General features: G+C 53.7%; 24 protein-coding genes. 20 read left to right on the forward strand and 4 right to left on the reverse strand.

Features of this window, described 5'->3' with window-relative positions; all coding sequences use genetic code 11:
* Nucleotides 1–12: 12 nt before the first annotated feature.
* From grpE to ACK3CJ_RS02125, 5 genes are all read left to right on the forward strand, one after another.
* Complete coding sequence (gene grpE, locus ACK3CJ_RS02105; protein ID WP_409524748.1) at nucleotides 13–663, forward strand: nucleotide exchange factor GrpE; 651 nt, start codon at nucleotides 13–15, stop codon at nucleotides 661–663.
* Nucleotides 664–763: 100 nt separating this feature from the next.
* Nucleotides 764–2680 (forward strand): molecular chaperone DnaK, encoded by a 1917-nt coding sequence (dnaK, locus tag ACK3CJ_RS02110; RefSeq protein ID WP_409524749.1) that lies wholly within the window; start codon nucleotides 764–766, stop codon nucleotides 2678–2680.
* Between the two features lie 104 nt (nucleotides 2681–2784).
* Nucleotides 2785–3921 carry a molecular chaperone DnaJ gene (dnaJ, locus tag ACK3CJ_RS02115; RefSeq protein ID WP_409524751.1) on the forward strand — a complete coding sequence of 379 codons (1137 nt, stop codon included), beginning with the start codon at nucleotides 2785–2787 and terminating at the stop codon, nucleotides 3919–3921.
* Nucleotides 3922–3955: 34 nt separating this feature from the next.
* On the forward strand, nucleotides 3956–4765 hold the full coding sequence (gene dapB, locus ACK3CJ_RS02120) for a 4-hydroxy-tetrahydrodipicolinate reductase (protein WP_409524752.1): 810 nt from the start codon (nucleotides 3956–3958) through the stop codon (nucleotides 4763–4765).
* Between the two features lie 82 nt (nucleotides 4766–4847).
* Nucleotides 4848–5159, forward strand: a complete 312-nt coding sequence (locus ACK3CJ_RS02125) for an NGG1p interacting factor NIF3 (protein ID WP_409524753.1) — start codon at nucleotides 4848–4850, stop codon at nucleotides 5157–5159.
* Nucleotides 5160–5174: 15 nt separating this feature from the next.
* On the opposite strand, the gene ACK3CJ_RS02130 is transcribed toward ACK3CJ_RS02125, so the two are convergent.
* Nucleotides 5175–5747 carry an NUDIX hydrolase gene (locus ACK3CJ_RS02130; protein ID WP_409524754.1) on the reverse strand — a complete coding sequence of 191 codons (573 nt, stop codon included), beginning with the start codon at nucleotides 5745–5747 and terminating at the stop codon, nucleotides 5175–5177.
* Nucleotides 5748–5856: 109 nt separating this feature from the next.
* Between ACK3CJ_RS02130 and ACK3CJ_RS02135 the strand changes: the two genes are divergently transcribed.
* On the forward strand, nucleotides 5857–6492 hold the full coding sequence (locus ACK3CJ_RS02135) for a CoA pyrophosphatase (protein ID WP_409524755.1): 636 nt from the start codon (nucleotides 5857–5859) through the stop codon (nucleotides 6490–6492).
* On the opposite strand, the gene ACK3CJ_RS02140 is transcribed toward ACK3CJ_RS02135, so the two are convergent.
* Nucleotides 6476–7741 carry an HlyC/CorC family transporter gene (locus ACK3CJ_RS02140; protein WP_409524756.1) on the reverse strand — a complete coding sequence of 422 codons (1266 nt, stop codon included), beginning with the start codon at nucleotides 7739–7741 and terminating at the stop codon, nucleotides 6476–6478. The two genes, ACK3CJ_RS02135 and ACK3CJ_RS02140, sit on opposite strands and share 17 nt — an antisense overlap.
* A 76-nt stretch (nucleotides 7742–7817) precedes the next feature.
* Nucleotides 7818–8606, reverse strand: coding sequence for a cytochrome C assembly family protein (locus ACK3CJ_RS02145; RefSeq protein WP_409524757.1), 789 nt, complete (start codon nucleotides 8604–8606; stop codon nucleotides 7818–7820).
* 178 nt (nucleotides 8607–8784) lie between these two features.
* On the opposite strand from ACK3CJ_RS02145, the gene ffh reads away from it, so the two are divergent.
* From ffh to ACK3CJ_RS02215, 14 genes are all read left to right on the forward strand, one after another.
* Complete coding sequence (ffh, locus tag ACK3CJ_RS02150; protein ID WP_409524758.1) at nucleotides 8785–10161, forward strand: signal recognition particle protein; 1377 nt, start codon at nucleotides 8785–8787, stop codon at nucleotides 10159–10161.
* A 179-nt stretch (nucleotides 10162–10340) separates the two neighbouring features.
* Nucleotides 10341–10592, forward strand: coding sequence for a 30S ribosomal protein S16 (gene rpsP / locus ACK3CJ_RS02155; RefSeq protein ID WP_151705230.1), 252 nt, complete (start codon nucleotides 10341–10343; stop codon nucleotides 10590–10592).
* 34 nt (nucleotides 10593–10626) lie between these two features.
* Nucleotides 10627–11148 carry a ribosome maturation factor RimM gene (gene rimM / locus ACK3CJ_RS02160; protein WP_409524759.1) on the forward strand — a complete coding sequence of 174 codons (522 nt, stop codon included), beginning with the start codon at nucleotides 10627–10629 and terminating at the stop codon, nucleotides 11146–11148.
* A gap of 3 nt (nucleotides 11149–11151) precedes the next feature.
* Entirely contained in the window at nucleotides 11152–11901 is a 750-nt protein-coding gene (gene trmD / locus ACK3CJ_RS02165) for a tRNA (guanosine(37)-N1)-methyltransferase TrmD (protein ID WP_409524760.1), read from the forward strand.
* A 17-nt stretch (nucleotides 11902–11918) separates the two neighbouring features.
* Complete coding sequence (gene rplS / locus ACK3CJ_RS02170; RefSeq protein ID WP_409524761.1) at nucleotides 11919–12275, forward strand: 50S ribosomal protein L19; 357 nt, start codon at nucleotides 11919–11921, stop codon at nucleotides 12273–12275.
* Nucleotides 12276–12439: 164 nt separating this feature from the next.
* Nucleotides 12440–13891: a hypothetical protein gene (locus tag ACK3CJ_RS02175; RefSeq protein ID WP_409524762.1), complete on the forward strand. Its 1452-nt coding sequence runs from the start codon at nucleotides 12440–12442 to the stop codon at nucleotides 13889–13891.
* Nucleotides 13892–13941: 50 nt separating this feature from the next.
* Nucleotides 13942–14817, forward strand: a complete 876-nt coding sequence (xerD, locus tag ACK3CJ_RS02180; RefSeq protein ID WP_409526533.1) for a site-specific tyrosine recombinase XerD — start codon at nucleotides 13942–13944, stop codon at nucleotides 14815–14817.
* Nucleotides 14818–14874: 57 nt separating this feature from the next.
* Nucleotides 14875–15615: a thioredoxin fold domain-containing protein gene (locus ACK3CJ_RS02185; protein ID WP_409524763.1), complete on the forward strand. Its 741-nt coding sequence runs from the start codon at nucleotides 14875–14877 to the stop codon at nucleotides 15613–15615.
* Nucleotides 15616–15788: 173 nt separating this feature from the next.
* A complete protein-coding gene (locus ACK3CJ_RS02190) occupies nucleotides 15789–17090 on the forward strand; it encodes a homoserine dehydrogenase (protein WP_409524764.1) in 1302 nt (433 codons plus the stop codon).
* Nucleotides 17091–17100: 10 nt separating this feature from the next.
* On the forward strand, nucleotides 17101–18495 hold the full coding sequence (thrC, locus tag ACK3CJ_RS02195; RefSeq protein WP_409524765.1) for a threonine synthase: 1395 nt from the start codon (nucleotides 17101–17103) through the stop codon (nucleotides 18493–18495).
* Nucleotides 18496–18513: 18 nt separating this feature from the next.
* On the forward strand, nucleotides 18514–20250 hold the full coding sequence (gene recJ, locus ACK3CJ_RS02200; RefSeq protein WP_409524766.1) for a single-stranded-DNA-specific exonuclease RecJ: 1737 nt from the start codon (nucleotides 18514–18516) through the stop codon (nucleotides 20248–20250).
* 46 nt (nucleotides 20251–20296) lie between these two features.
* Nucleotides 20297–20479: a hypothetical protein gene (locus tag ACK3CJ_RS02205; protein WP_151705220.1), complete on the forward strand. Its 183-nt coding sequence runs from the start codon at nucleotides 20297–20299 to the stop codon at nucleotides 20477–20479.
* Nucleotides 20476–21336, forward strand: a complete 861-nt coding sequence (nfo, locus tag ACK3CJ_RS02210) for a deoxyribonuclease IV (RefSeq protein ID WP_409524768.1) — start codon at nucleotides 20476–20478, stop codon at nucleotides 21334–21336. The genes ACK3CJ_RS02205 and nfo overlap by 4 nt, the downstream gene beginning before the upstream one ends.
* An 84-nt stretch (nucleotides 21337–21420) precedes the next feature.
* On the forward strand, nucleotides 21421–23184 hold the full coding sequence (locus ACK3CJ_RS02215) for an EAL domain-containing protein (protein ID WP_409524769.1): 1764 nt from the start codon (nucleotides 21421–21423) through the stop codon (nucleotides 23182–23184).
* A 24-nt stretch (nucleotides 23185–23208) separates the two neighbouring features.
* Here ACK3CJ_RS02215 and ACK3CJ_RS02220 read toward each other — a convergent pair whose 3' ends face one another.
* Nucleotides 23209–24501 carry a surface lipoprotein assembly modifier gene (locus ACK3CJ_RS02220; protein WP_409524770.1) on the reverse strand — a complete coding sequence of 431 codons (1293 nt, stop codon included), beginning with the start codon at nucleotides 24499–24501 and terminating at the stop codon, nucleotides 23209–23211.
* Nucleotides 24502–24552: the final 51 nt, after the last annotated feature.

Below are 24552 nucleotides of genomic sequence, written 5' to 3' on the forward strand. Positions count from 1 at the left end.
AAGAATTGAACAATGGGAGAAGAGCTGATGGCAAATGAGCAGCAAGACCAACATCAGGCTGATGTTCAGGAGCATGCAGATAAGCAGCAGGCACCTCAGGCTGGTGATCAGGGTTCTGCACAGGCAAATGCCGACGATATGGCTTCAGCTGATGATGTGATAGATACGGGGTCTACCGATCAGGTCTCCGATAAGGGGCTGGATCAGTTACAGGCGATGGAAGAGATTAAAGTCCTGAAAGGGCAGTTGGCTGATTTGCAACTGCGCGCACAGGCTGAGATTCAGAACACTCGCCGCCGAGCCGAGCAGGATGTCGAGCGGGCTCATAAATACGCTCTGGATAAATTTGTGGCTGAGTTGTTGCCGGTGATTGACAGCCTTGAGCGGGCGGTTGATGCCTGCAAGGGTGATGATCCAAGCATTCAGGCCATTCGTGAAGGTAATGAGCTGACGCTGAGTATCTTCACCGCTGCTCTGACCAAGTTCAACGTCGAGATGGTTGATCCTCAGGGGCAGCCGTTTGACCCTGAGCTGCATCAGGCCATGTCGTTGGTTGATGCCCCTGATGCTGAGCCGAAAAGTGTTGTAGCCGTCATGCAGAAAGGTTTCACGCTGCATGGCCGATTGGTACGCCCGGCCATGGTTATGGTCGCGAAAGGGTGATTGTCAGCGCTTGAAATTGATTCAGGCGGCCCCATATAACTGTTAACGATTTTTACAGAATTCATGTCCCGCTCGTGGACGCAAAATACTGGAGTAGAAAATGGGTAGAATTATTGGTATCGATCTTGGAACCACCAACTCTTGTGTGTCGATCCTTGATGGAGATAAAACCAGAGTTATCGAGAACTCAGAGGGTGATCGTACAACCCCTTCCATCATTGCCTATACCAATGATGGTGAGATCCTGGTCGGTCAGTCAGCCAAGCGTCAGGCGGTGACCAATCCAGATAATACGATTTTTGCCATCAAGCGTCTGATTGGTCGCCGTTTCGGTGACGACGTAGTGCAGAAAGATATCAAGATGGTGCCTTACAAAATTATCAAAGCTGAGAACGGCGACGCCTGGGTTCAGGTGAGAGATAATAAGATGGCGCCGCAGCAGGTGTCTGCCGAAATTCTGAAGAAAATGAAGAAAACGGCTGAAGACTATCTGGGCGAGCCAGTGACCGAAGCAGTTATCACGGTACCTGCCTACTTCAACGATTCGCAGCGCCAGGCAACCAAGGATGCCGGTCGTATTGCGGGTCTTGAGGTGAAACGTATCATCAACGAGCCAACGGCTGCAGCACTGGCCTATGGTCTGGACAAGAGCAAGGGCGACAAGACCATTGCGGTTTATGACCTGGGTGGTGGTACGTTTGACGTCTCCATTATCGAAATCGCCGATGTTGATGGCGAGCACCAGTTTGAAGTACTGGCGACCAACGGTGATACCTTCCTCGGTGGTGAAGACTTTGACCTGGCGCTGATCAACTACCTGGCAGACCAGTTCAAGAAAGAAAGTGGTATCGATCTTCACAACGACCCTCTGGCGCTGCAGCGTCTGAAAGAAGCGGCCGAGAAGGCCAAAGTTGAGCTGTCCAGCTCGCAGCAGACAGATGTTAACCTGCCTTACATCACCGCTGATGCGTCAGGCCCGAAACATCTTAATGTTCGTGTTACGCGTGCCAAGCTGGAGTCGCTGGTAGAGGATCTGGTTGATCGCTCTATGGAGCCTTGCCGCATTGCATTGAAAGATGCCGGCCTGTCTGCATCCCAGATTGACGAGGTTATCCTGGTCGGTGGTCAGACACGTATGCCAATGGTGCAGAAGAAAGTCACAGATTTCTTCGGCAAAGAGCCGCGCAAGGATGTTAACCCTGATGAAGCGGTTGCCATAGGTGCAGGTATTCAGGCAGCGGTTCTGTCTGGTGACGTGAAAGACGTACTACTGCTCGACGTCACTCCGCTGACGCTGGGTATCGAAACCATGGGCGGCGTTGCGACACCAGTGATCGATAAGAACACCACGATTCCTACCAAGAAATCACAGGTGTTCTCGACTGCTGACGACAATCAGGGTGCCGTGACTATCCATGTCGTTCAGGGTGAGCGCAAGCAGGCTTCACAGAACAAATCACTGGGTCGTTTTGATCTGGCAGATATTCCACCGGCGCCACGTGGTGTCCCTCAGATCGAAGTAACTTTCGATATCGATGCCAACGGTATCCTGAACGTATCCGCCAAGGACAAGGCAACCGGCAAGCAGCAGTCAATCATCATCAAGGCCTCAACCGGTCTGAGTGATGAAGAGATCGAAAAAATGGTCCGCGATGCTGAAGCACACGCCGATGATGACCGTCGCTTTGAAGAGCTGACGACTGCACGTAACCAGGGCGATGCCATGGTTCATACGGCCAAGAAAACATTGAAAGATGCCGCAGACAAGGTCAGCGACAGCGAAAAAACCAGCATTGAAGCGGCAATTGCTGAGCTGGAAGAGGTGCTGACAGCTGATGATAAGGCTGCCATCGAAAGCAAGACCGAAGCCCTGACGGCTGCGATCTCCTCTGTGGCTGAAAAGATGTATGCCGATGCGGCTCAGGCTGATTCTGCTGCAGATGATGCGACAGAAAAGCAGACAGCAGACGATGTTGTTGATGCTGAGTTCGAAGAGGTCAAGGACGATAAGAAGTAAGCTGTCCGCGCCTGTTCGATAGGGTATGTGTGGCGACGCGGGCTTATGCCCGCGTTGTCGTGTCCGGCTTCATTTGAAGTCTACAACCGGATCAGATTCGGATTATGTCAAAGAAAGACTACTATGAACTGTTGGGTGTGTCGCGAGACTCATCCGATCGTGATATCAAAAAAGCTTATCGCCGTCTGGCCATGAAGTATCACCCGGACCGCAATCCGGATAATCCTGAGGCGGAAGAGAAGTTCAAAGAGTTCAGCGAAGCCTATGAGGTGCTGTCAGATGCCCAGAAAAAGGCCGCCTATGACCAGTTTGGTCATGCCGGTGTGCAAGGGCAAGGTGGTGGCGGTTTCCATGGTGGTGGCTTCGAGGGCAACTTCTCCGATATCTTTGGTGATGTCTTCGGCGATATCTTCGGTGGGGGCGGTGGCGGTCAGCGGCGCAGCAGTGTGCAGCGCGGTGCTGATCTTCGCTATAACCTTGATCTAAGCCTTGAAGAGGCGGTTCGCGGTTGCGAAAAAAGTCTGCGTGTCCCGACTCTGGTCGCCTGCGATACCTGTGACGGCTCTGGCGCGAAGCCGGGAACCAGTCCACGTACTTGCAGTACCTGTGGCGGTGTCGGCCAGGTCAGGATGCAGCAGGGTTTCTTCTCTGTTCAGCAAACCTGCCCAACCTGTCATGGTCGCGGCAAGGTGATCCCGGATCCCTGTACTGCTTGCCATGGTCATGGTCGTGTCGAGAAGGTCAAGACGCTACAGGTCAAAATCCCGGCGGGTGTGGATACGGGAGATCGTATCCGTCTGGCGGGTGAGGGCGAGGCGGGCGGCAATGGCGGCCCTGCAGGTGATCTCTATGTTCAGGTCAGTGTACGTGAGCATCCGATCTTCCAGCGCGATGGCAAACATCTGTTCTGCGAAGTGCCTATCAGCTTTGTTGATGCAGCACTGGGTGGTGAGCTGGATGTGCCGACACTGGATGGTCGCGTCAAGCTGAAGATCCCCTCTGAAACTCAAAGCGGCAAGCTGTTCCGTCTGCGTGGTAAGGGCATTGCTCCTGTCCGTGGTGGCTCAACCGGCGACCTGATGGTGAGAGCGATCGTCGAAACGCCGGTTAACCTCAACAGTCGACAGAAGGAGCTGCTACGTGAGTTCCAGGACGCGACCGAAGAGGGCAAGGGTAAGCACAGCCCCAAGCGGCATGGTTTTTTTGATTCCGTCAAAAAATTCTTTGAGGATATGACCTGATCATCAGGTCAGCAGATTCGGGCATGGTAAACGCATGATCAGAGTAGCAGTCACCGGTGCAGCCGGTCGTATGGGACGAACTATCATCGAAGCGATCCAGCAGGCCGACGGCGTGCGTCTGGCGGCTGCGATCGTTGAGCCCGGAAGCAGTCTGTCGGGTGCAGATGCGGGTGAGCTTGCCGGTATCGGCAAACTTGGCATTCTGCTCAGTCCGAGCCTTGAGCAAGTGCTGGATCAGTTCGATGTGCTGATTGATTTCACCTCGCCTGAGGTGTCGATGGGTAACGTCGCGTTCTGTGCTGCCAATGGCAAGCAGATAGTGATCGGAACCACCGGGTTGGATGATCTGCAGAAAGAGCGTCTGCGCAAAGCATCCGACAAGACGGCGATAGTATTTGCACCGAATATGAGTGTAGGGGTTAATCTCTGCTTTAAACTGCTCGAGATTGCAGCCACTGTACTGGGTGATGATGCCGGTTACGATATAGAGATTATCGAAGCGCACCATCGTCATAAGGTGGATGCGCCTTCCGGCACTGCATTGCGTATGGGTGAAGTTGTCGCTGATGCGCTGGGACGCGATCTGAAAAATTGTGCGGTTTACGGCCGTCAGGGCTATACCGGCGCACGTCCTGAGAAGGAGATAGGTTTCGAAACCATCCGTGCAGGCGATATAGTCGGTGATCATACGGTGCTCTTTGCCACAGAGGGCGAGCGTATTGAGATTACACATAAGGCCTCAAGTCGCATGACCTTTGCCAAGGGCGCCGTCAGAGCGGCAGCCTGGCTCAAGGATAAGCCGGTTGGTCTTTATGACATGCAAGATGTGCTCGGTTTGCGCTAAACTCAAAGAGTTCTTCTTACTCGCCCGCTCTTGCGGGCTTTTTTTTATCCACTTTTCGATCCCGGATAGTTGAGGTAAATTTATGTATAAATTATGTTTTTTTGTGCCTGAGGCTGATCTTGAGGTTGTCAAACAGGCGCTGTTTGATGCGGGTGTCGGCAGGATCGGTGACTATGACGGTTGTTGCTGGCAGACGCTGGGTACTGGTCAGTTCAGGCCCTTGTCGGGCAGCAATCCGCATATCGGAAAGCAGGACGCGCTGGAGAAAGTGGCGGAGTGGAAGGTTGAGATGGTCTGTGATGATCAGTTGATCAGGCAGGCGGTTGCTACCCTTAAGCAGGCGCACCCCTATGAAGAGGTGGCCTATGATGTCTGGCGGTTGGAAGATCTATAAGGCTTTTTGGCACAATTACTGCGCAGTACCTTCACGCGTGAGCAGCTTGCCCTTTTCGCTGATATCCAACTCTATGTGGCGCAGCGGAAACGTGCCCAGGCGTCGGTCCTCGAAATAGTAGCGCAATGCGTTGCGAATTGTTTCAAAGGCAAGGTCATCCCAGGGTATTTCATCTTCGTGGAAGAGTTGAACATCGAGTGACTCATCGCTGCTGCTGAATTCCGGTTTCGGCAGATGGGCGAGATAGATCATCTGCACCTGATTGACATGCATGATGGAGGTGACTGTGTAGAGCTGGCGGATCAGGACATCGGCATTTGCTTCTTCCAATGTTTCGCGCAATGCGGCATCCTCGGTTGATTCGCCATTTTCCATGAAACCGGCAGGCAGCGTCCAATATCCATAGCGAGGTTCAATGGCGCGCCGACACAGAAGCACTTGCTGGTTGTAGATTGGCAGACAACCGGCAATAATTCGTGGGTTCTGGTAGTGAATAGTGCCACAGTTACCGCAGACATAACGCTCGCGATTGTCGCCTTCGGGTATTCTGCTTGTTACGTGTGCGCCACACTGGCTACAAAACTTCATAGGTCGGGTTCCTTGTGTCTGCACCCATTTTAGCCGTATCGCAGAATCCACGTCGACCCATTTTGTACAGGATTTGAGCGTAGATCGAGAAGGGTATACAGGAGGGTACATGCTGGATCAGGTGGCGAAGAGGTTGAAGCAGTATCGGCCCTGGCGGTTAAGAGCTCAGGGTATGGAAGCGGCCGTTCTTGTGGTGATGACAGATCAGGTGCATGACCCGGAAATTGTGCTGACCGTGCGTTCACATCTGCTGTCGACACATCGTGGTGAGGTGGCATTTCCCGGCGGTAAGCGTGATCCGGAAGATGCTGATCTGCTGCATACGGCCTTGCGTGAGGCGGAAGAGGAGATAGGCCTCAGTCAGGATAAAGTTCAGATCATTGGTTCGCTCGGGCAGGTGGTGTCGAAGCATCAATTGCAAGTGACGCCCTGGGTTGGCGTGATCCCTTCGCAGTTGCCACTGCGTCCGAATCCCGGCGAGCTGGATAAGGTGTTCAAAGTGCCGGTTTCCTTCTTTCTGGAAAATGAAGCGCAGCGTATGGATAGCTTTATCTATGAGGGGCGTACGCACAGGATTTCGGCCTGGGAGTATGACGGTGAGATTATCTGGGGGCTGACCGCCTATATTTTGACAGAGTTTTTGAATGTGGGGTTCGGGGCGGGATTAAATATCCCGCCACGCCCGGAAAGGCTGGCGGGTACTGTCTCGGATAATGTTCTGAATATTATCAGGAAGGATTGTTGATGCGCAGGATACGTGCAGTCTGGATGCACTTGTCCTGGATCTGCAGCGTTTCTACCCGATAGTTGTATATTTCAAGGCAGACATTGGCATCCGGCAGTGATTCAAGCGTTTCGGTGATCAACCCATTCAGCGTTTTGGGTCCGTCAGTGGGCAGATCCCAGTTCAGGACGCGGTTGATATCGCGAACATAAGCGCCGCCATCAATAAAGTAGCTGCCATCATCCTGCGGATGAATATCTTCTGCCAGGTCACTGTTCTCTTCAGACAGTTCGCCGACTATCTCTTCCAGGATATCTTCCAGCGTTACAACTCCTTCAACATCCCCATACTCATCTACCACGATTCCGATACGCCGGCTCTTCTTCTGAAAATTAAGCAGCTGAGTTTGCAGTGGCGTACTTTCAGGAACGAAATAGGGATCATGTGCCACCTGCAGGATGGATTCTCTGGTCACCTTGCCTTGCTGAATCAGTTGGGCAAGGTTGCGCATATGCAGAATGCCGACCACTTTATTGATATCACCATGATAGATGGGCAGTCGAGTGTGGCTGGTTTTTGACAGTTGCTCCAGGATCGTATCCAGGTCATGTTCCAGATCTATTCCTTCCACTTCGTTACGTGGAATCATGATGTCATTCACCGAGACATCATTGAGCTGAAGCACGCCCAGCAGCATTGACTGGTGGCGTTTGGGGAGTAGGGCTCCGGCTTCATTGACCAGTGTGCGCAGCTCTTCGGTGCTGAGGTGGTCGCCATTGGTGTCGGCGGCCTTGATCCTGAGGAGTCGCAGTAGACCATTGGTGATGGAGTTGACTGCCCAGACCAGTGGGTACATGACTTTCAGCAGAGGGGTCAAAACAAATGACGCGGGAAAAGCGATGCGCTCCGGGTGCAGGGCTGCCAGTGTTTTTGGCGTCACCTCGGCAAAAACCAGAATGATCAGCGTCAGAGCGCCGGTCGCAATGGCAATCCCGGCATCACCCCACAAACGGACGGCGATAACTGTCGCGATAGCCGATGCCAGGATGTTGACAAAGTTGTTGCCGATCAGAATGACGCCTATAAGGCGGTCCGGGCGTTCCAGAAGCAGGCTGGCCTTGGTGGCGGCGCGGTGCTTGTTATTGACCAGATGGCGTAACCGGTAGCGGTTAAGTGACATCATCGATGTTTCTGAGCTGGAGAAAAAAGCAGACAGCAAAATCAGAAACCCAAGTAGGATCAGCAGTGAGCCTATCGACGCATCTTCCAAGAGTTAGAGCCTTTAATTACCAAATGGGGGATCATTCTCTGGTGACAGAGATTAACTGTCAATAGCTTTGTCGGGCTCAGAGCAGAAGTTCCAGTACCAGTTTTGATCCGAAAAAGGCCAGCATCAGCAGAATGAATCCGCCGATTGTCCAGTGGATGGCACGGTTGCCGCGCCATCCGAGGAAATGACGGCAAGCAAGCAAAATGCCATAGATGACCCAGGCTGCGATTGAAAGGACGGTTTTGTGCACCAGATGCTGGGCAAACAGGTTCTCCACAAACAGCATGCCGCTTAGCAGTGACAGGCTCAGCAGGATAAAACCAACCCAGAGCATTTCGAACAGGAGTCTTTCCATCAGTTGCAGAGGAGGCAGGCTGGCCACCAGTCCGCGGGTGTTATGGTGCTTGAGTGCTATCTCTTGCCGAGACAAAAGAATGGCCTGCAGTGTGGCCAGTGTAAAAATACTGTAAGCCAGAATAGACAGAAGGATGTGTACCAGCAGTCCGCTTTCAAAGGCACGATATTCACTGCTGTCAGGCAGCAGGGCAGCAAGTGCGAGTGCAAGTATGGCTATCGGAAAAACGCCGATGAACAGGTTGTCCAGCCGCTGGCGCAGGCTGCTTCCGAGTACGAGGGCCGCAACCAGCCATGCGATCAGTGAACCGACACTGAAGAACCCCAGATTGACCCCTTCGGTTTGATGCAGTGTCAGAAAAACGGCTCCGCCATGACTGATAAAGCCAGCCAGACCCAGTACCAGAACTCTATTGCGCGTGTCAGATCTGTTCTGCTTCAAGCGCTGCCACTGCAGAGCAGTCGCGGCCGTGTAGCAAATTATCGCAATCAGTGTGGTGACTATGAGCATCCCGAATTCTCTCCTTTGAAGGCGCCAAGTTTGGCATAAACTTCAGGCAGAGGAAATATAAGGTGCCGTGTAACTGGCCCCTTCTGTATAATAAGGGTTTTGATAAAGATCTGTTGCCATCATCACTGCAGGAATCAGGGTGCCCAGGTAGCAGTCGATCAGCGATACAGAGGCAAACATGTTCGATAATCTGTCACAACGGCTTACACAGACGCTGCGCAGTGTCACCGGCCAGGCCCGGCTGACCGAAGACAACATCAAGGCGACGTTGCGCGAAGTGCGCATGGCTCTGCTTGAGGCGGATGTTGCGCTGCCGGTGGTTAAGGAGTTCATCAACGGCGTCAAGGAGCGTGCACTGGGTTCGGAGGTCAGCAAAAGCCTGAGCCCCGGGCAGGTCTTCGTCAAGATCGTCAACGAAGAACTGGTGCGTGTCATGGGGGAGGCGAATGCCGAGCTCAATCTGGCCGTAACTCCGCCTGCCGTGGTCATGATGGCTGGTCTGCAGGGAGCGGGTAAAACCACCTCGGTAGCCAAGCTGGCGCGCTTTCTGAAAGAGCGGAAAAAGAAAAAAGTACTGGTTGTTTCGGCCGACGTGTATCGCCCAGCTGCGATTCGTCAGCTCGAAACGCTCGCCAGCGAGGTCGGCGTCGACTTCTTTCCCTCCAATATCGAGCAGAAGCCCGTTGATATAGTCAACTCAGCGATCCGCCATGCACGTTTGCAGCACCATGATGTACTGCTGGTGGATACCGCAGGTCGTCTGGCGATCGATGAAGCGATGATGGAAGAGATCCGTCAGTTGCATGCCGCCATCAATCCGGTCGAGACTCTGTTTGTAGTTGATTCGATGACCGGCCAGGATGCCGCGAACACGGCGCGTGCCTTTAATGAAGTGCTGCCTCTGACTGGTGTGATATTGACCAAGACAGACGGTGATGCACGCGGTGGTGCGGCCCTCTCGGTGCGTCATATCACCGGTAAACCGATCAAGTTCCTGGGTGTTGGTGAAAAAACCGATGCGCTGGAGCCTTTTCATCCGGATCGTGTGGCGTCGCGCATTCTTGGCATGGGCGATGTGCTCAGTCTGATCGAGGAGGCTGAACACAAGATCGATAAGGAGAAGGCTGAAAAATTCGCCAACAAGATCTCCAAAGGCAAGCGCTTTGATCTGGAAGATTTTCGCGAGCAGCTACAGCAGATGAACAGCATGGGTGGCATGATGTCGATGCTGGAAAAACTGCCGGGTATGGGGCAGATGGCGCAGGCAGCGCAGTCTGCTCAGGCCGAAAAGGGCATGATGCAGATGGCGGTGATCATCAATTCGATGACGCCGGGCGAGCGCCGTAACCCCGATATCATCTCGGGTTCTCGCAAGCGTCGCATCGCGATGGGTTCAGGTACACAGATTCAGGATGTTAACCGTCTGCTCAAACAGCACAAGCAGATGGCGAAGATGATGAAAAAATTCGGTAACAAAGCTGGTATGGCAAAGCTCGGTCGCAGCATGAAATCGATGCTGCCTCAGGGGATGGGTGGCGGTTTTCCACGCTTCTAGCGTTTTGCTGGCTGAATATGAAGGCTGCAGGCTTTCAATGACTGATTAATTGGCGTACAATCCGCGCCTCTAATTCTAGATTGGCCCTCAGTCCGCAGGCTTACACAGTGAGCTGGCTGGGGAAATTAAACGATGGGCGATCTCAAAACCCATCCTTGCGAAATAAAGGGGTCCAGCGCATGGTCACTATTCGTTTGTCTCGCGGCGGCGCCAAAAAGCGTCCGTTCTATCACATCACCGTTGCCGATTCACGCTTTGCGCGTGACAGCCGCTTTATTGAGCGGGTGGGCTTTTTCAACCCTGTAGCCCGGGGACAGGAAGAGCGTCTGCGTGTTGACCTGGAACGTGCAGAGTTCTGGATCAGCAAAGGTGCTCAGCCGTCTGAGCGTGTTGCTCAGTTGCTGAAAGACGCACGCAAAGCCGCACAGTAAGCTGGCTTGGCGAACCTGCAAGGGGTAAGAATCGATGTCTGAAGAGCTGACAGTAGTAGGTCGACTGACCTCTGTCTATGGCATCAAAGGGTGGGTAAAGGTGTTTTCCTATACTGATCCGATGAACGGTCTCTTCGGCTACCAACCCTGGCAGGTAAAGCGTGGTGGCGAACTTCTGACACTTAAAGTGGAAGAGTGGAAGCCCCACGGAAAAGGCTTGATTGCCAAGTTGGCCGGTATGGATTCACCGGAACAAGCCAGGCAGTTCTGCGGACTGGATATTCTGGTACCGCTGTCTGTATTGCCTGAGCCGGGTGAAGACGAGTATTACTGGCATCAACTTGAAAATCTATTGGTATATACCGAATCCGGCGTGTTGCTGGGACGGGTGGATCATCTGATGGAAACCGGTTCGAATGATGTACTGGTTGTCAGAGGCACTGCGGAGAGTATTGACCGCGAGGAGCGTCTGATTCCTTATTTGCCGGATCAGGTGATCAAAGAGATTAATCTTGACGAGGGACTGATGCGGGTTGATTGGGACCCGGAGTTCTGAGTTGTGTGGTTTGGAATTGTAACGCTGTTTCCGGAGATGTTTGAGGCGGTTACTCGCTTCGGTGTCACCGGCAGAGCTGTACGTAACGGCTTGATGGATGTCAGTTGCTGGAATCCGCGCGACTTCGCGCATGACCGGCATCGGACGGTGGACGACCGGCCTTATGGTGGTGGTCCAGGCATGCTGATGAAGGTGCAGCCTCTGCGCGATGCAATTGCAGCCGCAAAGGAACAGGCAAAAGGTCGGGTGAAAGTGATTTACCTTTCACCTCAGGGGCGCAGGCTGGATCAGGCCGGTGTCAGTGAACTGGCCGCTGCTGACAGTCTTATTCTGGTTGCTGGACGCTATGAAGGTATTGATGAGCGTCTGATCAGAGCTGAGATTGATGAGGAGTGGTCGTTAGGTGATTTTGTTCTGAGTGGTGGTGAGTTGCCAGCCATGGTGGTGGTTGACGCGGTTTCGCGGATGCTGCCGGGTGTGTTGGGACATGCGGATTCAGCGGTTGAAGACTCGTTTTTTGATGGTCTGCTGGATTGCCCTCACTACACCAGGCCGGAAGTGCTCGATGGTATGAATGTACCGGAGGTGCTTCTGAGCGGAAATCACGAACATATCAGGCGCTGGCGGCTGAAACAACAGCTGGGCAGAACCTGGGAAAGACGACCGGATTTGCTGGACAGGATTGATCTGAACCCGGAGCAGCAGGCGCTGTTAAGCGAATATATCCGCGAAGCCGGTGAGGCGTGCGGTTAAATTTACAGGAGCGAGCGATGAGCAGCAAAAGTACAATTATTCAGCAGATCGAAGCTGAACAGATGAGTAAAGAGGTGCCTCCTTTCGCACCGGGTGATACTGTTAACGTACAGGTTAAAGTTGTTGAGGGCGAGCGTAGCCGTCTGCAGTCTTTTGAAGGTGTAGTGATCGGCATTCGTAACCGTGGCCTGAACTCTGCTTTCACTGTTCGTAAGATCTCCCATGGTGTGGGCGTTGAGCGTACCTTCCAGACTTACAGTCCAGTCGTGGAAAGCATCAGTGTGGTTCGCCGCGGTGATGTGCGCCAGGCTAAGCTTTACTACCTGCGTGAGCGTAGTGGTAAGTCTGCACGTATCAAGGAAAAACTGGGCTGAGTTTGACTCGGTACCGGAAATAAAAAAGGCGACCCTGGGGGTCGCCTTTTTTGTTTTAGTGGCCTTGTTAGTTTGAATGAATGGATATTGAACCGGATTTCTCGCCATTTCTCGCATACCGATTTAGAATGATTGGTGATAAAGACCATTGAAGGATTGTTGTTATGCGCAAGCTCGGGTTACTGGCCGGTGTGCTCTTCCTGGCGCTGTTGGTAGTGGCAGGAGGCTACGGTTTTTACTGGTATCAGGTGAAGCGGCAGGTAGACGCAGTAATTGCGGAGATGCGTCCTGTCATGCAGATTGAATACAGTGGCCTTTATGTCAATCCACTTTCCGAAATTCGGGTTAATGGCCTCCGCGCTATGCCGAATGGCCAGTCAGATTCTTTTACTATCGATGCTATCAGCTTTCGCAGCAGCGACCCTCTATTTCTGATGGATCCCGGCGGCGCGTTTGAAAAGGGGCGATTTCCAGATCAGGCCAGTATGGCAGTGGAGGGGTTTGGTATTAATCTGAACTCGCCCTGGTTGCGTGAACTGGAGCAGCAGGCCCAGTTGATGGAGGGAACGGATTTTATCAGCCCAGAGGCATTGGGATGTGGTGATATATCTCGACTGGACCTGGCGGCGTTGGGTGAGATGAATATCCGGCGCATGAATATGGATTTCTACACAGTCTTTCAGTTTGATGAATTGATGGGTGAAATCCGTGCCGATAGTGATATACAGATGCGTGATTTTGCATCAGTCGGGACCAGCGCACGCTTGACGGTTCCAGCCGGACCGATATCACCTGAGATGATGATGGGTACCATGCGCATGAATCGTCTAGCCTTCAATTATACTGATTCAGGTTACAACCAGCGCAAGGCGGAGTTCTGTGCAGCACGTGCCGGAGTGTCCCAGGAGGAATATCTGGAGCTGCATGCAGGGCTTTTCAGGCAGTGGTTGATGGGTGAGGGTATCTATCTGGATGATATCCTGTCTGATCTGTATCTGGAACTGAATCGTCCTGATGCGAGGCTGGAGTTTATCATCAGTCCTCCGGGCGGGGTGGGACCGGAAATAGTCATGATGGCACAGAATGTGGATGCATTGCTGGAGCGCCTCAATCCCGTCTTGAATGTAAATGACAGAACCCTGCTGCTGAGAGATATAAATTGGGAAGATCTACTTCAAGCACCTGTGGTGCGCTCACCTGCAGCTGTGTCAGAACCTGCATCGGAATCTGTAGCTGAGTCGGATGAGGTTGCTTCGATTTCTGATCAGGAAGCTTTCGCCGAGGCAGATCCGGTTGAACGCTTGGATCAGGATCCGAATCCCGTAGAGTCTGGGCAGATGGGTGAGGTTGCTGATGAAGTTGCGATGCTGATGCCGGGCATTCCGGCACGCCCCACAGAGCGGCCGGAGCGTCGTTTTCAGGCGACCTCTCCGGATGATCTGGGGCAATATACTGGGCTGCCTGTACGTTTTTATACTGTGATGGGTAAGCGTGTGGAGGGGCGCCTGATCAGTCTTGAAGACGGTAATCTGCGGGTTGAGCAACGTGTCAACAGAGGTGTTGCAGAATATCCTGTATCGCTTGATCGTATCAGTGCACTGGAGGTTTATCGTTGACCGTAGATCTGCGACTCACGGCACTTGAGCCGGATGCGCATGCGCGGAAGTTGATAGAAGAGTACTGCCAGCATTTGTGGCTGGAGAAGGGCCTCAGTGATAACAGCATTGTGGCCTATCGCAAGGATCTTAATCATTTTGCAGCCTGGTTGGGTGAGCAGCGCAGCAGTCTTTTACAGGCCAATCGGCAGCACCTGCAGTCTCATCTGGCCTGGCGTATGCAAGCGCGACTAAAAAGCGCCTCAACGGCTCGTTTGCTCTCCTGCTTGCGTGGATTCTATCGTTTTGCGTTGCGTGAGGGGTTGGTGGAGCAGGACCCAACCCTGAATATCGATAGTCCACGTCGTGGGCGGCCCTTGCCTAAAACCTTGAGTGAGTCGGATGTTGAGTCCCTGCTGTCGGCACCTGATGTGTCGGATACACTGGGGTTGCGGGATCGTACGATGCTGGAGCTGCTTTATGCGGCAGGGCTGCGGATCACCGAGTTGGTGACGCTTGAGCTGGAGCAGTTGAACCTCCGCCAGGGGGTGATCAGAATTATCGGTAAGGGCGACAAGGAACGGCTGGTACCTGTCGGTGATGAAGCGCTGGCGTGGATACAGCAGTATATGAAACAATCACGCCCTTTGTTGCTGGGCTCTGTGCGTTCAGAGGTGTTGTTTCCGAGTCGGCGAGGGCAGATGATGACGCGTCAGACCTTCTGGCATCGCATCAAGCGGCATGCGCAGACGGCAGGGGTAGATAAGCCCCTGTCGCCGCACGTGCTGCGGCATGCTTTTGCCACTCATCTGCTCAATCATGGTGCTGATCTGCGTGTGGTGCAGCTTTTGCTGGGGCATGCTGATCTGTCGACCACACAGATCTATACACATGTAGCGACGCAGAGGTTGCAGGATCTGCACCAGCAGCACCACCCCCGGGGTTGAACTTTTGGTCGATATTATGCTCCTATTTTTGACTATCCTTCTTGAGTTGAGGCGTTTATGAACAAGCTGATGTTGGCTGCTGTACTGTTGGTGAGCCTGATGGGTAATGCCGCTATGGCAGTTACGGATGAAGTGCGGGATCTCCTTCTGCAGCAGCTTCAGAAAGTGGACTCCCGGCTGCTGGTGAAATCAATAGAGGATTCGGCGTTGCCGGGGCTCTATGAGGTGGTGCTTGAGGGTGGTGATTTTCTCTATATGGATCAGGAGGGTAAACACTTTGTTGTCGGACACCTCTATGAAATTGATCCTGAGATGGGTTTGGTTAATCTGACTGAGAAAGCTCAGGACTCGATGCGGGTTGAGGTCATGGCTCAAGTACCTGTTGCAGAGCAGATCATCTATCCGGCGGAGGGTGAGCGTAAGGCCACTATTCAGGTATTCACGGATGTTGATTGTGCCTACTGTCGTCGACTTCATGGTGAAGTTCCTGAGTTGAATAAATTGGGTATTCAGGTCAATTATCTGGCTTTTCCGAGAGGAGGGCCGAACACTGCAACGTACAACACCATGGTTTCTGTTTGGTGTGGCGAGGGTGATGAGCGAAACGAACTGATGGATAAGGTCAAGGGCGGTCAGACTATCTCGAATAAAAGTTGTGAGAACAGCGTGCTCGATCAGTTCCAGTTAGGGCAGTCGATCGGTGTTAATGGTACGCCGGCAATTGTGTTGGAAAGCGGCGCATTACTGCCTGGCTATATGCCTGCCGCGCGCCTGGCTCAGACTCTGGGTATCAACTGACCTCTGCGCGACAGTTGAGCTTGAAAAACTGTCTGTCGCATCACTTTCTTTTCCTCTCCAATGCTGAGGGTGCGTAGTCCGCGCCCTCAGTTTTCGTTATACTGGTCTCCATTTTTTCTCCGCCCTCATTGGGTGGGGTTCTGTCCTGAGCGAGATAATCTGCGAGGTGTAGTTTGAAGCCGGTAAAAGTTGGGATCTGTGGTCTGGGAACCGTAGGCAGCGGTACATTGAAAGTACTGACGCGCAATGCGGATGAAATTGCACGTCGGGCGGGTCGCCGCATCGAAATTGGTGCGATTGCGACCCGTCGGATTAACCCTGCTATTGATACCAACGGCATTCAGATTACCCCGGATATCTTTGCTGTCGCGCGCGATCCCGATATCGATATCGTTGTTGAGTTGATCGGTGGGTATGATGTCGCGCGTGAGTTGGTGCTGCTGGCGATAGAGAACGGCAAGCATGTCGTGACTGCCAACAAGGCGATGATCGCCGTGCATGGCAATGAGATCTTTGCTGCTGCTCAGGCAAAGGGCGTCATGGTGGCATTTGAAGCATCTGTTGCCGGCGGTATCCCGATCATCAAGGCGATCCGTGAAGGCTTGGCTGCGAATCAGATCAACTGGCTGGCCGGAATCATCAATGGTACCGGCAACTTCATCATGACAGAGATGCGCGACAAGGGTCGTGCCTTTGCCGATGTGTTGCAGGAAGCGCAGGCGCTGGGTTATGCCGAAGCCGATCCGACCTTTGATGTCGAAGGGATTGATGCGGCACACAAGCTGACTATTCTGGCATCCATCGCCTATGGCATCCCGCTGCAGTTTGATAAGAGCTATACCGAAGGGATCAGTAAAATCACTCCGGAAGATGTCAAATATGCAGAAGAGCTGGGCTATCGCATCAAGCATCTGGGTATCAGCCGTCGTACCGCTAAGGGGATCGAGCTGCGTGTGCATCCGACACTGATTCCCAAGTCAGCTCTGCTGGCCAATGTTAACGGCGTGATGAATGCGATTCTGATCAGCGGCGATGCCGTGGGACAGACGCTCTATTATGGGCCGGGAGCCGGTGCTGAGCCAACCGCGTCGGCAGTGGTCGCGGATCTGATGGATGTGGTGCGCACGCTCACCGCCGATCCCGAGAACCGTGTGCCGCACCTGGCGTTCCAGCCCGGTGCCCTGTCAGATCTGCCGATTCTGAATGTTGAAGAGACTGTCAGCGGCTATTACCTGCGTTTACAGGCCGTCGAAAGGCCGGGTGTTCTGGCCCATGTCACTCGTATTCTGGGTGAGAAGGGGATCAACATCGAGGCGATCATCCAGCAGGAAACCAAGGAGGCTCAGGTGCCTGTTATCATGCTGACTCAGCGGGTTGAAGAGCGCATGATGAATGAAGCCCTGCGTGAGATAGAAGCCCTGCCGGATATTCTCGGTGAGGTTGTGCGTATCCGCGTTGATCACCTGGCAGACTGAGGATTAAGTCATGAGATATGTTTCTACACGTGGTCAGGCACCGGTTCTGAACTTTGCGGATGTGCTGCTGGCAGGCCTTGCCGATGATGGCGGTCTTTATGTGCCTGAAAAACTGCCGCATTTCAGTCAGGAGGAGATCGCTTCCTGGAGTGGTCTCTCTTACGCTGAGTTGGCTTTCAAGGTGGTGCAGCCGTTTGTATCCGATACGATTGCAGAGGAGGACCTGCGCCGGATGGTGGATGAAACCTACGCCGCTTTCAATCACTCTGCCGTTGCGCCGCTGGTCGAGCTGGGCACGAATGAGTGGGTGCTGGAGCTGTTTCACGGCCCGACACTGGCATTCAAGGATTTTGCACTGCAGTTACTCGGTCGCTTGATGGACCATGTGCTGGCCCAGCGTGGCGAGCGTCTGGTGATCATGGGAGCCACATCGGGAGACACAGGCTCTGCTGCGATTGAAGGTTGTCGCCACAGCGAGCATCTGGATATCTTTATTCTGCACCCCTATAACCGTGTGTCCGAGGTGCAGCGCCGCCAGATGACCACGATTCTGTCGGACAATGTTTTCAACATTGCACTGGAAGGCAACTTTGATGACTGCCAGGAGATGGTCAAAGACAGTTTTGCTGATCAGGGCTTCCTGCAGGGTCAGAAACTCGGTGCGGTGAATTCGATCAACTGGGCCAGAATCATGGCCCAGATCGTCTACTATTTCTCGGCCTCTCTGGCGCTGGGTGGCCCGCATCGTCCTGTTTCCTTCTCGGTGCCGACGGGTAACTTCGGTGATATCTTTGCCGGGTATCTCGCCAAGCAGATGGGCTTGCCGATTCAGCAACTGGTTGTGGCGACCAACCGCAACGATATTCTGCATCGGGTGATCTCCGGCAATGACATGTCCAAGGGGCAGTTGGAGCATACTCTGTCACCGTCGATGGATATCATGGTGTCGTCCAACTTCGAACGCCTGTTGTTTGATGTCTATGACCATGATGGTGCTGCGATTGCCGATCTGATGAAACGTTTCCGTCAGGAGCCGGTGAAACTTGATGCAGGCCGCTGGGATCGCGTGCGCGAGTTGTTCGACAGCCATAGGGTGGACGATGAAGCGACCTGCGAAACGATTCGTCAGGTGCATGCTGAGACTGGTTATCTGCTGGATCCGCACACAGCAATTGGTGTCAAGGCCGCGCGTGAGTGCTGGCGTGACCGCTCGGTACCGATGATCACGCTGGCAACGGCGCATCCGGTGAAGTTTCCCGAACCGGTGGTCAAGGCTGGATTGAATTCACCGAGCCTGCCCGAACATCTGCACGATCTGTTTGAGCGCGAAGAACGCTTTACCGTGCTTGAAAACAGTTTGAGTGGGGTGCAGGCGTTTGTTGCCAGCCATATCCACCGTGGCTAAGTGCCATAGCGGATCCTGATGAGTGAGATAGTCATTGAACGCAGGCCCGTACCTGCACACCTGCCGGCACCCTTGCAGTCATTGCATCCGGTGCTGGCACGCGTCTATGCCTCACGTGGACTGGATAATCCAGACCAGATAGGCCGCCATCTGCAAGAGCTTCTGCCTGATCATCAATTGCTGGGGATCGATGCGGCGGTTGGGCGTCTGATATCTGCTCTGGAGCAGGGCGAAAAAATTCTTATCGTGGGTGATTTTGACTGTGACGGTGCCACAAGCACGGCCCTGGCTGTGCTGGCGCTACGCATGTTTGGCGCTCGCGAAGTCGATTATCTGGTACCGAACCGTTTTGAGTATGGCTATGGGCTGAGCCCTGAGATTGTCGAGGTGGCCGCCACCAGACAGCCTCAGCTTCTGATAACGGTGGATAACGGCATATCAAGTGTCGACGGCGTCTCCAGAGCTGCGCAACTGGGGTTGGATGTGATCGTGACCGATCACCATTTGCCGGGCAGTGAGTTGCCCGCCGCCTGCGCCATCGTCAATCCCAACCAGCCCGGCTGTGAATTCATCGCCAAATCCACCTGCGGTGTTGGTGTCATCTTCTATGTCATGATCGCGTTGCGCCGCGCACTGCAGCAGCGGGGCTATTTTCAGGCGAAAAGCCTGCCAGCGCCCAATCTGGCCTCTCTGCTGGATCTGGTGGCTCTGGGCACCGTGGCAGATGTGGTACCGCTGGAGCGTAATAATCGTGCGTTGGTGTATCAGGGGTTACAGCGTATCCGCGCCGGCCAGGCCCGGCCGGGTATTCTGGCGCTGCTGGAGGTGGCCGGGCGTAAGCGTGAGCAGTTGATTGCCGCAGATCTCGGTTTTGCTGTTGCGCCGCGACTCAATGCCGCAGGGCGACTTGAGGATATGGCGATCGGGATTGAGTGTCTGCTGTGTGATGAGATGGATACAGCGCTGGAGATGGCGCGGATGCTGGATCAGCTCAACCTTGAGCGACGCGGTATCGAGCAGGGAATGCAGCAGCAGGCGCTGCTGTTGCTGGATCAACTGGAACTGGATCAAAGCAGCATGCCCTATGGACTATGTCTCTATGATGCAAGCTGGCATCAGGGTGTGGTGGGCATTCTTGCATCACGCATCAAGGAGCGGGTGCATCGTCCGGTGATCGCTTTTGCACCGGGGGAGCAGGGTGAAATCAAGGGCTCGGCGCGCTCCATCAGTGGCTTTCATATCCGTGATGGTCTGGATGCGATTGCTGCTGCTCATCCGGGCCTGATCAGCAAATTCGGTGGGCATGCGATGGCGGCTGGTCTGTCATTACAGCCGGAGTCGCTGGAGCCGTTTCGTCTGGCCTTTGATGCCGAAGTGCGGCGCCAGATGGGGGCTGAAATGCTCACACGGCGTATCGTCAGTGATGGTGAGCTGAGTGCGGATGGTTTGACGCTGGAGCTAGCGCAGTTGCTGCGCGATGCTGGTCCCTGGGGCCATCAGTTCCCGGAGCCGATGTTTGATGGCCGCTTTCGAATCCTGCAGCAGCGCCTGGTTGGCAAGCGCCATCTGAAACTGGTGTTGATGGACCCTCGATCGGCCATGACACTGGATGCCATCGCATTTAATATAGATACGCGCCTCTGGCCTGATCAGGAGGTGTTGGAAATCGAGCTGGTGTATCGGCTGGATATCAATGAGTTTCGTGGTCAGCGCAATCTGCAGTTGATGGTTGAGCATATCCGACCGGTCGGATAACGTAACGGCAGAATGAGCTGCGAAAAAATGACTGAAGGAGAGCAATATGAATGATCTGACACTGGATGAGCTGAAGGCTCTGCTGAGTATTTTTGAACGTGCTGCGGTTAAACTGGATGATTCTACAGAGGGTCGTTTGTTTGCACAGTTGCAGAAACAACACAGTGAACGTGAAGAGCTGGAATCGATGGATTTCGATGACTGCCTCGGGGGCGCCTGCAAGCTGTGAGTGAGTATTATATCGGCGCGCATGTCAGCGCATCCGGTGGAGTGGAAAACTCGCCGCTGAATGCACATGCCATCGGTGCCAACGCCTTCGCTCTGTTCACCAAAAACCAGCGCCGCTGGGATGCCAAACCTCTGACTCAGGAGAGTATCGCCCGCTTTCGCGAGCGCTGCGCCGAGCTTGGATTTGGTCCTGAGCAGATCCTGCCGCACGACAGTTATCTGATCAATCTTGGCCATCCCGAGGTTGAAGCGCTGGAAAAGTCGCGTGCGGCCTTTCTGGATGAGATGCAGCGCTGCGAGCAACTGGGGTTGAAGTATCTGAACTTCCACCCTGGCAGTCATCTGAAACAACTGGATGAAGATGTTTGCCTCCAACGTGTTGCTGAGTCGATCAATCTGGCACTGGATCAGACCCGTGGTGTGGTGGCTGTTATCGAAGCAACCGCCGGGCAGGGCACCAATCTCGGACATCGCTTCGAGCATCTGGCTGCCATCATCGATGGTGTGGAAGATAAAAGCCGAGTGGGTGTCTGTCTGGATACCTGTCATATCTTTGCCGCGGGATATGATCTGCGCACTCAGGAAGCCTGTGAGGCGACCTTTGCCGAATTTGAGCAGGTGGTCGGATTTCAGTATCTCAATGCCATGCATCTGAATGATTCCAAAGGCAAGTTGGGCAGTCGAATCGACCGTCACCAGTGTCTGGGTGCCGGAGAGATAGGCTGGGAGGTGTTCCGCTATATCATGCGTGATCAGCGCTTCACCGGTATTCCTCTGGTGCTCGAAACCATCGATGAAACACTCTGGGCAGAAGAGATTCAGCAACTGAGGCGTTTTGCCGCTGATCCCGCAGCCTGATCCAGCTGTCACCCAGCTGTCATAATCCTTACATAAACTTCCTAACCATCAAGTCTGGTGAGATGGAAGCAGGTTATGAGGTTGGTGACGACAAACAGATTGCAGCAAGAGGAGGCGGAGCTTCGGCAGATTCTTCACAGTGAGTCTCTGTTTCCTGTATTTCAGCCGATCGTGGATCTTCAGACAGGGCTTGCGATGGGTTATGAGGCGCTCATAAGAGGGCCCGAAACCAGCCAGTTGCATTCGCCGCTGGAGCTCTTTGGCGCTGCCTTGCGACATGATCTGTTGCATCCGTTGGAACTGCTGTGCCGTAAGCGCTCACTGGAGCGCTTTGCTCATCTGAAACCTGAAGGAAAGCTGTTTCTGAATGTGACGGCATCCCTGCTCAGCTCCCCTGATCATCAAAGCGGTTTTACTGCCGACCTGTTGCGCCAATTGGGGTTGTCGCTGAATCAGATCGTTATCGAACTCTCTGAACAACACCCTTTTGATCATCAAGGTCTCTCCCTGAGTGCTGTTCAGCATTATCGTGAGATGGGTTTTCGAATCGCGATAGATGATCTGGGCGCTGGCTATTCCGGACTTAAACTCTGGTCCGAGCTGCAACCGGACTATGTAAAAATTGATAAACATTTCATTCAGGGCGTAGACAGCGATCCGGTCAAGCGCGAGTTTGTTCGCTCCATTTGTAATGTAGGACGCAGCCTGCGCTGCATGATCATTGCCGAAGGGATCGAGACTCTGGAGGAGTTGCGTGTCCTGCAGGGGCTGGGTGTGCAATATGGCCAGGGCTATCTGTTGGGATTGCCTTTGCCGGAGCCATCGTTAGCTTTGGACGCGGGGGTGATTCGCGCTCGTCCGGCTGCGCTGGATGTCGCGGGAGATGTTACCGAAACAGCGCTATCGCTGGTGTGCCCGGTAGATGCCATGATGCCTGAAGATACCATACGTGGTGCTGGTGTTCTCTTCAGAGAGCAGCCGGAGTGGGGCTGCATTCCGGTATTGTCAGACAGCCGCCCTGTTGGTGTGGTGCGTCGGTCTGATCTGCTTGAGCTGTTTTCCACTCAGTATGGCCGCTCCCTGTTTGAGCATAAGCCGGTATCACGATTGATGCGGCGCGACCCGATGGTAGTGGAGAGCCATACCCGCCTGGAGGAAGTTTCGCGTCTGCTGACCGATCAGAATGATCATAATCTGCAGCAGGATCTGGTTATCGTTCAGGATGGTTGTTATATCGGCATGGGTAGCGTACGTGACCTGTTGAAACGTATTACCGAACTGAAGATACAGAACGCTCGCTATGCCAACCCACTGACATTGTTGCCGGGGAATGTACCAATCAATAGAAAGATTGATGGTCTGCTGCAGTCCGGTGCTGATTTCAGAGTGGCCTATTTTGATCTGAATCACTTCAAACCCTTCAATGATCGTTATGGCTATTCCAGGGGAGATCAGGTGATCCGGCTGCTGGGAGACTTGCTGGGACAGTATGCCGAGCATCAGGAAAACTTCATCGGGCATGTCGGAGGGGATGATTTTGTCGTCATTTTCCGTTGCCAGGATTGGAAAGAGATTTGTGAAGCGATCCTGAGGGATTTTGATCATCAGGTGCGCCACTTCTACACGGATGAGGATCTGCAGCAGGGAGGGTTTCAGGGATTGGATCGTCAGGGGCAAAGTCAGTTTTGTCCGCTTCTGGGTCTGGCGGTGGGCGTTGTACATCCCGATCCGCTCAGGTGTGGCAGCTTCCATGAGATCTCAGAGATGGCGGCACAGGCGAAGAAGGAAGCCAAACAGCAAAGTGCCAGCTGTATCTTCGAATCCAGACGACGCACACTGACGGGGTGATCTGGCAGGCGTTCTTAACGACGTCTAAAACTCCGAGGTCAGTCCGATACGGGCATAGAAGCGGTCGTAGGAGTAGAGCGTCAGATTGGACTCGCGTCGGGTATAGCCGAACAGCATCTGGGGTGAGAAGCCATACCAGTCGATACGGCGGTTCAAAAGATCCAGCTCAACACGTCCTTCGACATCGCGACGCGTCTGTCGGAAAAAGGGATCAGGGGCTTCATACTCGCTGTAACGCCCCTGAACGCGTACTCCACTGATCCAGCCACCATTCCATTCATGCAGATAACGCAGGTTGATCCCAGGTTGCAGATAGCTTGAAGGCTTTGCGCTGGCGTCATAATGGGACAGGCTGAAGGAGAGATCCCAGCGTTGAGTGGGGGTTGCGATGTGGATAACGCGAGCTGTTGCTGTGCTCTGGTGGCCATCCAGGTAGCCCAGTTCGGGATAGTGAAAACTACGAACTTCCAGGTCGCCCGATAGCGCGAGTGATCGGCTGGGACGGGTGAAAAGCGTGCCTCTGGCCAGAAGTCCCTGGCGCTGCCTGCGATGCTCGTAATAGGTGATGTGAGCACCTGCTTCCGCACTGAGATTATAGGCACCGAACTGCGCGCGTCGTCCACCATTGACCTGTGCATACTGAGCATCCAGCGCGCGACCGGGATACTCCTGAAAACTGCCGTACATGCGGGCAAACCAGTCTGGATTGCTGGGAAGTGGCAGGTGCAGATCGGCAGAGCCGGCAACTCCCCAGACGGTTTCAGCTTGATCCTGATCATTGCGAATGAAAGGCAAACCACCGATATAGATCACATCACTACTGGTTGTTTGTGTCGGGTTGGTGTCTGAAGTCAGCTCCAGATTCAGGCGTAAGGTTGGTTCGCGCTCACGGATCTGTGACAACATCTGATAGATGTTGCGCTGCGCGCCAATGGGTAGTTCAGCCGCCAGTACCTGCTCATAATGGTAGCGAGCACCCTGTAGATCACCGTTACGCTGCAGTGCCAGTGCCAGCTCAAGTCTTGGGCGGATCAGTGATGGATCTCGTGCCAGCATCAATCGGAACTCATCTGCTGCCAGTGTGTGCTGCTCCTGCTGCATGTAACTCATGCCGAGGATGAACAGCACTTCCAGTGGCGGCTCGTTCATCTGTCTGTAGGGGTGCAGGAATTCAATCAGTGCCTCATGCTCTGAGGCCCTGAACAGGATATCGGCATGAGCAAGTGCGGCTTGCAGACTATCGGCTCGAGCGGTTGCAGCGGATGTGGTTGAAACAACGGCAATCAGCAGGAGCAGAATGAGTACTGTTTTTTTCACTCGGTTGACCTATGCTGGAAAGGGGTGAAGACAGGTTAATCCGAGGATTGC

It is taken from the genome of Nitrincola salilacus (assembly GCF_046271865.1).
Taxonomy (GTDB): domain Bacteria; phylum Pseudomonadota; class Gammaproteobacteria; order Pseudomonadales; family Balneatricaceae; genus Nitrincola; species Nitrincola salilacus.